This window comes from Cryptosporangium aurantiacum, from assembly GCF_900143005.1.
Lineage (GTDB): Bacteria > Actinomycetota > Actinomycetes > Mycobacteriales > Cryptosporangiaceae > Cryptosporangium > Cryptosporangium aurantiacum.
Genome location: NZ_FRCS01000007.1, coordinates 201470 through 213155 on the forward strand (window position 1 = coordinate 201470; position 11686 = coordinate 213155).

Annotated in this window: 10 protein-coding genes; 6 read left to right on the forward strand and 4 right to left on the reverse strand. The window is 73.9% G+C overall.

Annotated elements, in window-relative coordinates; genetic code table 11:
* The first annotated feature begins 13 nt into the window (after nt 1-13).
* Nucleotides 14-772, forward strand: coding sequence for a sulfite exporter TauE/SafE family protein (locus BUB75_RS23800; RefSeq protein ID WP_073260004.1), 759 nt, complete (start codon nt 14-16; stop codon nt 770-772).
* On the opposite strand, the gene BUB75_RS23805 is transcribed toward BUB75_RS23800, so the two are convergent.
* Nucleotides 756-2267, reverse strand: a complete 1512-nt coding sequence (locus BUB75_RS23805; protein ID WP_084741631.1) for a GGDEF domain-containing protein — start codon at nt 2265-2267, stop codon at nt 756-758. The two genes, BUB75_RS23800 and BUB75_RS23805, sit on opposite strands and share 17 nt — an antisense overlap.
* Nucleotides 2267-5071 carry a response regulator gene (locus tag BUB75_RS23810; protein ID WP_073260005.1) on the reverse strand — a complete coding sequence of 935 codons (2805 nt, stop codon included), beginning with the start codon at nt 5069-5071 and terminating at the stop codon, nt 2267-2269. The genes BUB75_RS23805 and BUB75_RS23810 overlap by 1 nt, the downstream gene beginning before the upstream one ends.
* 245 nt (nt 5072-5316) lie before the next feature.
* On the opposite strand from BUB75_RS23810, the gene BUB75_RS23815 reads away from it, so the two are divergent.
* From BUB75_RS23815 to BUB75_RS23830, 4 genes are all read left to right on the forward strand, one after another.
* The gene (locus BUB75_RS23815) at nt 5317-5787 is read left to right on the forward strand and encodes a response regulator (RefSeq protein WP_073260006.1); all 471 of its coding nucleotides are present in this window, start codon (nt 5317-5319) and stop codon (nt 5785-5787) included.
* A 33-nt stretch (nt 5788-5820) separates the two neighbouring features.
* Nucleotides 5821-6300, forward strand: coding sequence for a dimethylamine monooxygenase subunit DmmA family protein (locus BUB75_RS23820; protein WP_073260007.1), 480 nt, complete (start codon nt 5821-5823; stop codon nt 6298-6300).
* Nucleotides 6297-7232: a PDR/VanB family oxidoreductase gene (locus tag BUB75_RS23825; protein WP_073260008.1), complete on the forward strand. Its 936-nt coding sequence runs from the start codon at nt 6297-6299 to the stop codon at nt 7230-7232. The genes BUB75_RS23820 and BUB75_RS23825 overlap by 4 nt, the downstream gene beginning before the upstream one ends.
* 90 nt (nt 7233-7322) lie before the next feature.
* Complete coding sequence (locus tag BUB75_RS23830) at nt 7323-8504, forward strand: FAD-dependent oxidoreductase (RefSeq protein ID WP_073260009.1); 1182 nt, start codon at nt 7323-7325, stop codon at nt 8502-8504.
* Nucleotides 8505-8507: 3 nt separating this feature from the next.
* Here the strand turns inward: BUB75_RS23830 and BUB75_RS23835 are convergent, their stop codons facing one another.
* Both BUB75_RS23835 and BUB75_RS23840 read right to left on the reverse strand, forming a co-directional pair.
* Nucleotides 8508-9368, reverse strand: coding sequence for a TIGR03619 family F420-dependent LLM class oxidoreductase (locus BUB75_RS23835; RefSeq protein ID WP_073260010.1), 861 nt, complete (start codon nt 9366-9368; stop codon nt 8508-8510).
* 66 nt (nt 9369-9434) lie between these two features.
* Nucleotides 9435-10790, reverse strand: coding sequence for an MFS transporter (locus tag BUB75_RS23840; RefSeq protein WP_073260011.1), 1356 nt, complete (start codon nt 10788-10790; stop codon nt 9435-9437).
* Between the two features lie 72 nt (nt 10791-10862).
* Between BUB75_RS23840 and BUB75_RS23845 the strand changes: the two genes are divergently transcribed.
* Nucleotides 10863-11672: an IclR family transcriptional regulator gene (locus BUB75_RS23845; protein ID WP_073260012.1), complete on the forward strand. Its 810-nt coding sequence runs from the start codon at nt 10863-10865 to the stop codon at nt 11670-11672.
* Nucleotides 11673-11686 lie beyond the last annotated feature (14 nt).

Below are 11686 nucleotides of genomic sequence, written 5' to 3' on the forward strand. Positions count from 1 at the left end.
CTAGGATGGGCGCATGAGCTCGACGGCCGAGTACGTGGCCGTGTTCGCCGCGGGGATCGGCTCCGGGATTCTGATCTCGACGGTCGGCTTCGCCTCGCTGCTGAGCTTTCCGGTGCTGCTGGCGGTCGGGCTTCCGCCGGTCGTCGCGAACGTCTCGAACACGATCGGGTTGACGCCGGCCGGGCTGAGCGGCTCGTTCGGTTACCGGCGGGAGCTGCGGGAACAGCCGGTCGTCACCGCGGTCGTGCTGGCCACCTGCGCGGGCGGGGCGGTGCTGGGCGTCGTCCTGCTGCTGAGCCTGCCGTCCGGTGTGTTCGCCGCGGTCGTGCCGTACCTGATCCTCGTCACCTGCCTGCTCGTCGGCCTGCAGCCGATCATCACGCGGGTCCTGCGCCGCGGCCGGGAACCGGCCGCGCGAGTCCGGCTGTCCGGCCTGACGACGACGTTCTGCACGCTGGTCGGCGTCTACGGCGGGTACTTCGGCGGCGGCTCCGGTGTGATGATGATGGCCGTGCTGGGCTTCGGCGCGGACCTCGAGCTGCGGGTGGTCAACGCGCTGAAGACGCTCTCGGTCGCCGCCGGGAACGTCGTGGCGGCCGCGGTGTTCGTGGTCCTCGCCGAGGTGGACTGGGCCGCGGCGGGCCTGCTCGCGGTCGGCTCGGGGGCGGGCGGTTACGTCGGCGCGCTGATCGGCCGTCGGCTGCCCGCGACGCTGCTGCGGGTGCTGATCGTGCTCGGCGGGCTGGTCGCCGCGGTCATGATGCTCGTCTGACGAGTTCGGGCTCCGGCTCGGTGGCGGGTACCGCGGCCAGCGACGCACCGACGGCCACCCGGTCCCGCCCGCCCTCCTTCGCGGTGTAGAGCAGCTGGTCGGCGAGCATCATCAGCGACTCCGGGTCGGGCGCGTCGACCGGCAGCGTCGCGACGCCGACCGAAGCGGTGACCGTGGCGCCAGTGGTCGAGTTGACCGCGATCGGCGTCCGGCGGATCGCCTGGTGCACCCGGTCGGCGACCAGGCGCGCCTCCCGGGGCGTGACGCTCGGCAGCAGGACGGCGAACTCCTCGCCGCCGTACCGGGCGACCAGGTCACCGGGGCGCACGGCCTCGGTCAGCCGGCGCGAGATCTCGCAGAGCACCCGGTCACCACCGTGGTGCCCGTACGTGTCGTTCACGGACTTGAAGCGGTCGACGTCGAGGAGCAGCACCGCGAGCCCGGGGCCGCTCATCGCCCGCTCCGCCAGCGCGCTCAGCGCCTCCTCGAAGTACCGCCGGGTCCGCAGGCCGGTCAGGCCGTCGGTGATCGCCACCCGCCGCTGCGCGGCGACCAGCTGACCCATCCGGGCGAGGACGAGCAGGAACAACACCGCGCAGACGACGGCCACCAGCGGGACGTGCAGCGGCGCCTGCCGCAGGTACTGGACCAGCAGCGTCGCCGGCGCCAGCAACGAGGCCGAGGCCAGCAGCAGCATCCGTCCGAATCCGGCGTCCGGTGCCGCGACCGCGGACTTCTCGCTCAGCTCACGCATCGACGGGTGCAGACCGGCGGCACCGAGCAGGATCCACGACCCCATCCACAGCGTCTCCAGCCAGCCGCCCTCGGTGTAGGTTCCGGCGAAGATCTGCCAGGTGTAGAGGGTGTCCGGCACGAGGACCAGCGCGAATCCGGCGGCGAGGAAACCGAACGCGGGCGGGCGGCTGCCGGCGCCGAGCATCAGGCGGGCGCCGACCGAGAGCAGCACCAGGTCGCCGACCGGGTACGCGGCGGTCGCGAGCACACCCGCCGTGGACAGGCCGCCGCCGCTCGCGCCGGGGCTGATCAGGTACACCCAGGACAGCAGGCCCGCGGCGACGGCGACGATGCTCGCGTCGATCAGCGACGGCAGGTCCCAGCCCGGCGTCCGGCGCCGGATCAGCAGGAACAGCGCCGCACCGGCCAGCGGGTACTGGAGCAGGTAGAGCAGGTCGGCCACGCTCGGGTACGGCAGCGTGACGTCGATCAGGCTCGCGCCGTAGAACGTGATGTCCGCGAAGAGCGCGGACAGCTGGCCGATCGCGAGCAGCCACCACGGCCACCGGGTGTTCGGCCGGTACAGGCGGACGCCGAGCAACAGGACGACGACGGCCGACGCGTCGAGCGTCCAGTAGAGGACGTTGCGCGCGAGCTCGGACACCCCGAGCAGCGGCGCGAGCCGGTACGCGACGATCGCGGCCACACCGAAGCCGAGGAACACCACCCACGGCGGAACGGCGCGGAGACGGGAGAGCATCACGCCGCCGCGGACGGCGCGGGCGCGAACTCCGCCGCGAGACGGTCGGCCAGCCGGGCGGCGCGCTCGGCCTCGTGGTGCAGCCGGGGCAGCACGGTGTCGGCCGGCGGTGGCGCGTCCGCGCGGGCGCCGTCCTCCACCGCGGCACCGACCCGGGAGAGCCGGAGCGCGCCGATGTTCGACGCCATCCCCTTGAGGCTGTGCGCGGCCGCGGTGAGCTCCGCGTCGTCCCCGGCCGCGTAGCACGCCTCGACCGCCGCGAGCGCGCCGGGCAGCCGCTGGACGAACGACGCGAACAGCCGCGCGACCATCGCGCGCTCGGCGTCGTCGGCGTCCGGCTCGAGCAGGTCGTCGGCGCGGGCCCGCATGTCGGCGAGGTTCTGCCGGTCGATCGAGTCGTCGTCCACGATGTCCTCGTCGGTCGGGGTCTGGGCGTAGGTCGGAGTCGGGGGAGTGGTGGTGCCCGTGCCGTGCGTGCTCACCGCGGCGAGCGCTGCCGCCAGGTCCGCGGCGCGGACCGGCTTCGGCAGGTAGGAGTCCATGCCCGCCGCGCGGCACGCGGCCTGGTCCTCGACCAGCACGCTCGCGGTCATCGCGATGATGTGCGGCTGCCGTTCGGCGGGCAGCGCGGCCCGGATGCGGCGGGTCGCCTCCAGGCCGTCCAGCACCGGCATCTGGATGTCCATCAGCACCGCGTCGTAGTGCGTGCGGGCGAGCGCTTCGACGGCCTCCTGGCCGTTGCCGACCGTGTCGATGCGGTGCCCGAGCTTTTCCACGATGAGCTGGGCGACCTGCTGGTTGATCGGGTTGTCCTCGGCCAGCAGCACCCGCAGGCGGCGCGCGGCCAGCGGTGCCGGTGCGGCGTCGGTGGCCCGTCGTCCGCGGCCGGCACCACCGGCGCCGGACTCGTCGAACAGCTGGTCGAGTGTGGCCCTGACCACCGAGGGACGCAGCGGCTTGGCGAGCATCGCGCGGAACAGACCGGTCCGGGAGGCCTCCGGGTGGCCGATCGCGCCGGTCAGCAGCGTGAGCGGCAGCTCACGGCCGGACGGCAGCTCCCGGATCCGCCGGGCCAGCGTGACCCCGTCGGTCCCGGGCAGGCGCAGGTCGACCAGCGCGGCGTCGTACGGGCGGTCGGCGAGGGCGGTGAGCGCGGCGTCCGCCGACTCCGCCTCGGTGCAGCGCAGCCCCCAGGAGGTCAGCTGTGCCGCCAGGACCTGCCTGCTGGTCGGGCTCGCATCGACGATCAGCACCGACCGGTCGGCCAGGCCGGGGACCGGGACGCCTGCGGCGGCCCGGCGGTCGGTGCACGCGGTCATCCGCACGGTCAGCGTGAACGTGGTGCCGACGCCGACCGCGCTGGACACGCGCAGGTCGCCGCCGAGCGCACGCGCCAGGCGGCGGCTGATCGCGAGGCCCAGCCCGGTGCCACCGTAGACGCGGGTGGTGGACGCGTCGACCTGGCTGAACTCGCGGAACAGCCGGTCGATGCGGTCGGCGGGGATGCCGATGCCGGTGTCCCGGACGGCGATCCGCAGCTCGACGGGTCCGGTCCCGTCGGGGTCGGTCGATGCGGCGGCCACGCGGCGGCCGGTCACCTCCACGACGATCTCGCCGCGCTCGGTGAACTTCACCGCGTTGCTCAGCAGGTTGACCACGACCTGACGCAGGCGCGTGACGTCGCCGCGCAGGAACGTCGGGCAGGCCGGGTCGAGCCGGCCGACCAGCTCCAGCCCCTTGGCCTGCGCCGGGAGCGCGACGAGGCTCAACGCACTGTCGAGGCATTCCTGCAGGTCGAAGAGGGTGTCCTCGAGCTCCAGCTCGCCGGACTCGATCTTGGAGAAGTCGAGGATGTCGTTGATGATCGCGAGCAGCGCCTCACCGCTGTCCCGGACGGTCTCGGCCAACTGCCGCTGCGGACCACGCAGGTCGGTGTCCAGCAGCAGGCCGGTCATCCCGATCACCGCGTTCATCGGTGTCCGGATCTCGTGGCTCATCGTCGCGAGGAACGCCGACTTCGCGGCGGTGGCCGCGATCGCCTCGTCCCGGGCCGCGGAGATCGCGTCGACCGACGCGTTGATGGCCTCGGCCGCACGACGGAGCTCGACCGGTCCGGTCGGCTCGACGCGCTGGTCGAGGTTGCCCGCAGTGATCTGCTCGGTGGCGCGCGTGATCCGCCGGACCGGGCTGGTGACCGACCGGGTGATCCACCAGGCGCCGGCGCCGATCAGCAGGGCGGCGGACGCGGTCCCGGCGACCAGCAGCCGCTGGGTGGCGGCCACCTCGGCCTCCTGCTCGGCCCGGTACGTGGCGAGCAGCGCGCGGGCACGCTTCTCCATGCCGGCGAGCAGCGTCTGGATCCGGACCATGTCCTCGGCGCCGCGGTCGGTCAGCACGAGCTCCTGCGCGGCGGCGAATCCCTGGGTCTCGCGCAGCCGAACGGTCTCGGCCATCTCGGCGAGCTTGACCGCCAGAACCGGACGGAGCGCGGTCAGCACCCGCTGGTGTTCGGCGTCGTCGCGGGTGCGCGTGTCGAGGTCGGCCAACGTGGAGTCGATGTCGCGGAGCGCCTGGCGGTACGGCTCCAGGTACTGCTGCCTACCGGTGAGGACGTAACCGCGCTGGCCACGCTCGGCGGCCTGCAGGTGGTTCCAGACCGCGGTGATGCGGCCGACCACGCGGGTGGTGTCCTCGACCGAGGCCTGGTCCCGGTTGATCGTGTCGAGGCGCGCGTACGCGCTGCCGCCGAGGACCGCGCAGGCCAGCATCGCGAGGACGTAGCCGAACGCGAGGAGTCGGCCCACGGTCCACGTCCACCTCGTTCCGCGCATGACCCCCGCTTTCGTCCACGTCGCCGGCCGGTGCCGGTGCCCCCGGATCCAGTTATCGGCGGTGCGGGTGCGCCGGGGGCTGTGGCTGGGGAGCAGTGCGGGTGCGGTGATGCGGAAAGGCCTGCTGCAACCGGAGCGCACCCGGTACACCCCTCGCGCGCGGCGCGGATCTGCCGATGTGTCCGGCAGAGGGACGAGCAGGCTGCGGAGGTGCACACGTGGGTGCGATCGTGATCGCCGAGGACGACCCGGATATCCGCGGGATGATCACCGAGAAGCTGGCGCGTGCCGGCCACACGGTGACCGCGACCGAGGACGGGGCTGCTGCCCTGGTGGCGGTCCGCCAGGGGGTCCCGGACGTCGTCGTGCTCGACATGCAGATGCCCGGGCTCTCCGGCCTGGACGTCGTCCGGTTGCTGCGCGTCGATCCGGCCACCGCCGAGGTGCCGGTCATCATGGTGACCTCGCACAGCCAGCCGCAGTTCATCGGCGAGAGCTTCAACTCCGGCGTCAACGACTTCCTCGCGAAGCCGTTCAGCCCGCGAGAGCTCACCGCCCGGATCGAATGCCTGATGTCCGAGCCACCCGCAGCGGCCGTCGAAGCCGTGGCCGACGCGCTCGTCGCGACCGAGGAGGCGGAGGCGAAGGTCGGCCGTCGCCGGTTCCTGCGCCTGCTCACGTCCTCCTGACCGGGACGCCCGGCGGTCTGGGATGCTGGGTCCGTGGCGCACAGCAGCGTTCCGCGCTGGCCGAGGACCGACCCGGGCGTGGACGAGACCGGCCGCGCGTACGCGGTGCTGGCGTTCGGCGCCGACGCCGAGCGGGTGGCCGCCCGCTGGCGGGAACGGCTCGCGGTCCTCGGGCGGCCGGTCCGGGCCTGGTCGGGGGAGCGCGCCACCGAGACCGTCCTGAGCGACCTCGCCGACCAGGTCGGCGCCGCGACCGTGGGGTGGCGGCTGATGCTCGCCGGTCCGCAGGCCGACGTGCTGCGGGCCCGGGCGGTCGCGCTGGCCGGTGGGGCCGTGGACGCGGAGGTGACGGTGCTCGTCACCGACGACCGGCTTCGCCGGGTCTGGTGCGCGCACTGCGAGACGACGACCGAGGCCGCGGACGACGTCGTGTGCGCCGGATGCGGCCGGGACCTGGTCGTGCACGCGCACGTCTCGCGGCACCGGGCCGCGTACCTGGGCACCGCGCGGTGACCGTGCTGGACCTCGTCGTCCGGCGGAGCACCGAGGTCGCCGACGGCATCCGCGAGCTGGAGCTCGCCGCGGCGGACGGCGGCGCGCTCCCGGCGCATCCGGCGGGCAGCCACCTGGTTCTGGAGTGCGGTGGTGCGCGGAACGCCTATTCGCTCACCAACGTCGGTCGCGACCCGCTCCGGTACACGATCGCGGTGCTGCGGCGCCCGGACGGCCGGGGCGGCTCGCGGTATCTGCACGGCTTGCGCCCGGGTGACCGTGTGGCGGCGTCCCGGCCCCGCAGTGCGTTCGCGCCGGTGACGACCGCGCGCAAGCACCTGCTGATCGCCGGGGGCATCGGGATCACGCCGTTGCTCGCCCACGTCCGCGACGCCGCGCGATGGGGGCGCGAGGTCGAACTCCTCTACGCGCACCGGCCCGGGGCAGGCGCGTTCGTCGACGAGCTGGCCTCCCGGCTGGGCCCCCGCTTCGGCCGGACCACCGACCGGGTGGCGTTCCGGGCCGCGCTGGCCGCCGCGCTGACCACTCAGCCGCTGGGTACCCACCTCTACGTCTGCGGGCCGGAACCGCTCACCGACCGGGTGCTCGGCGACGCCGCCCGCGCGGGCTGGGTACCGCAGCGCCTGCACCGGGAGCGGTTCGCCGCGGTCGAACCACCGCCGGGGCGTCCATTCGTCGCGCGACTCGCCCGCTCCGGGCGGGACGTCGCGGTGCCGTCCGGCACCAGCCTGCTCGACGCGCTGCGCGCGGCCGGCGTCGACGTGCCGAACCTCTGCCGGCAGGGCCTCTGCGGGGAGTGCCGGGTGCCGGTCCTCGCCGGGGTGCCGCTGCACCGCGACGAGTACCTCACCGACGACGAACGTGCGGCCGGGGACGCGATGCTCAGCTGCATCTCCCGGTGCGATTCGGACGGCCTCACGCTGGATCTCTAACCCTGAGGTCGAGGGTGCGACACGGGGACGTAACACCGGCGCCCTATCCTGTTTCTCAGTAGGAGACTAAGTTTCATATTCAGAGACACCATGGAGGATGCCGTGGCGGAGGTGGTGATCGTCGGTGGCGGGCTCGAGGGTGTCGCCGCGGCCTGGGCCCTGAGCAGCCGCGGCATCACCGACGTCGTGGTGTGCGAGCGGCACACGGTCGGCTCCGGCGGCACCGGGAAGTCCAGCGGCATCGTGCGCTGCCACTACGGCGTCACGTCGCTCGCCGCGATGGCCGATGCCGCGCTGGACGTGTTCGAGAACGCCGCCGACGTCCTCGGCGCCGACGTCGGCTTCCGGCAGACCGGGTACGTGGTGGGGGTCGGCGCACCGAACGTCGCCGCGCTCCGCGCGAGCCTGGCCGACCAGCGCGCGGTCGGTGTCCGCACCGAGGAGATCGGCCGCGACGACGTCGCGCGGCTCTGGCCCGGCGCCTACCTCGACGACTTCGCCGCGTTCGCCTGGGAGCCCCGGGGCGGCTACGGCGACGCCTACCGCACCGCGCAGGCGTTCGCGGCCGCGGCCCGGGCCGCCGGCGTCCGGATCCGGCAGGCGACCCCGGTCCACGACGTCCTGGTGGACGCCGGACGGGTCACCGGCGTGCGCCTGGCCGACGGGGAGACGATCAGCGCCGGGACCGTCGTGGTGGCCGCGGGACCGTGGTCCGTGCCGCTGCTCGCCGCGCACGGCGTCGAGCTGCCGATCGTCGTCCACCGCGAAGCGATCGTGGTGATCGACCCGGGGCAGCCGCTCGGCGACGTACCGGTTTTCTCGGATCTGGTCTCGCTGCAGTACGTCCGCGCCGAAGGCGTGGGCGGGGTGCTGTTCGGCAACAGCGACCTGGCGACGCTCGAGCCGGCCGACCCCGACGCGTACCTCGACCGCGCGACCGAGGACTTCCTCGACGGCTGCGCGCAGAAGCTCAGCCACCGGTTCCCCGGATGGGGTGACGCGACGGTGACCAGCACCTATGCGGGCTGCTACGACGTCACGCCGGACTTCAACCCGGTGATCTCCGCGACGCCGATCGACGGCCTGATCGTCGCGGCGGGCTTCAGCGGCCACGGGTTCAAGATCTCCCCGTCGGTCGGCGAGCTGGTCGCGGATCTGGTCACCGGCGGGGCGAGCCGGTGGCCGCGGAGCGACTTCCGGCTCTCCCGGTTCTCCGAGGGCGCGCTGCTGCGGAGCCCGCACCCGTACGTCGGCGCGGGCGAGATGCGCTGAGCGTCAGGGGCGCGTGGCCGCCAGGCCCAGACGCTCGGCTTGGCGCCGGAGCGAGGCGACGACCTCGTCCGGCGACCGATCGGGTAACCCCCAGATCGCGTCGGTGACCCCGGCTTCGGCCCAGGACGCGAGCAACTCGGGGCTCGGACGCGTGGTGGCGAGCACGTGGAGCTGCGGTGCGCCTTCCCGCCCGGCGGCGGCCCAGGCCGCGCGGAGCGCGTCGGCCTTCTCGTGCAGCCCGGTCTCGGTCGGGGTCGTCATCCAGCCGTCGGCGGTGCGCGCGATCCACGCGAACGTCTTCGGCCCGCCACCCGCGCCGATCACCAGCGGGACGTGCGGCTGCACCGGCTTCGGGTACGCCCAGGACGGCCCGAACGCGACGTGGTCGCCCTGGTACTCGGCGACCTCCTGGGTCCAGAGCGCGCGCATCGCCTCGACGTACTCGCGGAGGACCGTGCGGCGCCGGGGCGCGTCGACGCGGTGGTCGGCGAGTTCGTCGGTGTTCCAGCCGAACCCGGCGCCGAGCGTCACCCGGCCGTTCGAGAGGTGGTCGAGCGTCGCGATCGTCTTGGCCAGCGTGATCGGGTCGGACTCCACCGGCAGCGCCACCGCGGTCGCCAGCCGGATCCTGGTCGTGGCCTGCGAGGCCGTCGCGAGCGCCACCCAGGGGTCGAGCGTCCTCGAGTAGCGGTCGTCGGGGAGCGCCGCACCGCCGGTGCCGGGGTGGGGCGCGTCCCGCCGGACCGGGATGTGCGTGTGTTCGGGCACGTAGAACGTGTCGAAGCCGGCCTCCTCGGCCGCGCGGGCCGCGTCGGCGGGCCGGATGCCGCGGTCACTGGCGAACAACACGACGCCGTGCCTCATGCACACCTCCGGAACTAGAACGTGTTCCAGAACCATGGCATCCGGGACCGCCGGACACAAGCCTCGTCAGGCCCTCCCGGTGACCGTGTCGCCCGCCGTCCGCGGGAGCCGCGCGCCCTCGATCGCCGGGATCACCAGCAGAACCGCGAGCAGGACGAACGCCACCCGGAACGGCCCGGCCGCCCCGGAGACGACGCCCACCGCGTCGCCGAACCGGACGAGCAGCGCACCGGCCGCCACCCCGAGGCCGACCCCGAGCTCCTGCAGCGTCGACTGGAGCGTGCTCGCATGGTTCATGTCCGCCGGGTCGACGTCGGCGAACGCGACGCTGTTGTACGCGGTGAAGCCGGTCGATCGCGCGACACCGCTGAGCGCGAGCAGCGCCAGCACGGCCACCAGCGGCAGGTCGTCGGCGAGCAGCGCCATCCCGACCAGGCACGCGGCGCCGACCACGATCGACGCCAGCATCACGGTCCGGATGCCGAACCGGCGCATCAGCGGGGTGGTGGCCGGTTTGATGCCGACGTTGCCCGCGAACAGCGCCATCATCGCGAACCCGGCCTGCGTCGCCGACCAGCCGAACCCCACCTGGAAGAACAGCGGCAGGAGGAACGGGATCGCGGTGATCACCGCCCGGTACGCCGATCCGCTGAGCACCGTCACCCGGAACGTCCGTACCCGGAGCAGGCGCAGATCCACCAGCGGGTCCGGCGTCCGGAGAAGGTGACGGATCGCCGCGGCGATCCCGAGGACGGCGACGGCGAGCGCCACCGCGACACCGACGCCGAACCCGGTGCGCAGGCCCTCGGCGGCCACGATGACCGCGGCCACCCCGGCGGCGATGAGCAGGAACCCGACCCGGTCGAGCGGCCCCGGCGCGGGCTCCCGCAGGTCCGGTACGAGACGACGGGCGACGATCAGCGCGACGACACCGAGCGGCAGGTTGATCAGGAAGATCCACCGCCACGACGCGTGCTCGGCGAGCACCCCGCCCACCAGCGGCGCGACGACCGGTGCCAGCAGCGCCGGCCACGTCAGGTACGCGATGGCCCGCACGAGGTCAGTCTTGGACGTCGTCCGGAGAATCGCGAGCCTGCCGACCGGGACCATCAGCGCACCACCGATGCCCTGCAGCACGCGGGTGCCGGTCAGCACCGGCAGGTTGGGCGCGGCGGCGCAGCCGGCCGACGCCACCGTGAAGACCAGCAGCGCGGTGAGGAAGACCCGCCGGACGCCGAAGCGGGACGCCAGCCACCCGCTGACCGGGATCAGGACCGCGAGCGTGAGCGCGTACGCGGTGATCGCGACGTTGACGTCGACCGGCGCGACGCCGAACTCGGCGGCGATGGCCGGTGCGGCTGGGGCGATCACCGTGCCGTCGAGAATCTCCATGAAATACGCGGCGGCTACCAGGAGCGCCAATCCTCGCTGCAACCCGGCACTCACCGCGGCAGTCTCGCACGGCACCGTGGTCACGGCGCACAATGCCGGTCAATGGAAAACACCGACCCGCCCCGAGCACGCGGCCGGCGTCCACCGCAGGGCGACCCGGTCGTCGACCGGGCGCTCGCGCTGCTCGCCGCGTTCGACGTGCGCCACCCGGCGCTGAGCCTCGCCGAGCTCAGCAGACGGAGCGCGATCCCGCCGAGCTCCGCGCTGCGGCTGGCGTCCCGGCTGGTGGAGTGGGGTGCGCTGGAGCGCGGGGCGGACGGGCGGTTCGTGGTCGGGCTCCGGCTCTGGGAGGTCGCGGCGCTCGCGCCCCGGGCCCGCGGGCTGCGCCAGGTGGCGCTGCCCTACATGCGCGACCTCTCCGAGGTGACCCGGCAGCACATCCTGCTCGCGGTCCGCGAGGGTGACGAGGCGGTGCTGGTCGAGCGGCTGTCGACGCACCGCGCGATGCCGGTGCTGTACTACGTCGGGGGACGCCTGCCGCTGCACTCCACCGGCGTCGGGCTGGTGCTGCTGGCGCACGCGCCCGCGGAGTTCCAGGACGAGGTGCTGGCCCGGCCGCTGGTGCACGAGCCGGAGCGGATTCCGGTGTCGGCGGCGGCGCTGCGCCGGACGCTGGCCCAGGTGCGCCGGGACGGGCTGGCCGTCGTGCACCGTCAGGCGCCGCGGCCGCTGGTGACGGTCGCCGCGCCGATCTTCGACGGCGACGAGCAGATGATCGCGGCGCTGTCGGTGCTGGTGCCGGAGGAGGGCGCCGACCCGCGGGCACTCGGTCCGGCGGTTCGGACGGCCGCGCGGGCCGTCTCCCGCGGCCTCGGGTCCCGCATCGCGCTCGGCTCCGACGAGCTCGATTAAGGTCCGTGCCATTC

What these genes read in the sequence shown, in the direction of transcription:
- BUB75_RS23800 (WP_073260004.1), top strand. Translation starts at nt 14, where the DNA reads ATGAGCTCGACGGCCGAGTACGTGGCCGTGTTCGCCGCGGGGATCGGC.
- BUB75_RS23805 (WP_084741631.1), bottom strand. Translation starts at nt 2,267, where the DNA reads ATGCTCTCCCGTCTCCGCGCCGTTCCGCCGTGGGTGGTGTTCCTCGGC.
- BUB75_RS23830 (WP_073260009.1), top strand. Translation starts at nt 7,323, where the DNA reads ATGGAGGATGCCGTGGCGGAGGTGGTGATCGTCGGTGGCGGGCTCGAG.
- BUB75_RS23835 (WP_073260010.1), bottom strand. Translation starts at nt 9,368, where the DNA reads ATGAGGCACGGCGTCGTGTTGTTCGCCAGTGACCGCGGCATCCGGCCC.
- BUB75_RS23845 (WP_073260012.1), top strand. Translation starts at nt 10,863, where the DNA reads ATGGAAAACACCGACCCGCCCCGAGCACGCGGCCGGCGTCCACCGCAG.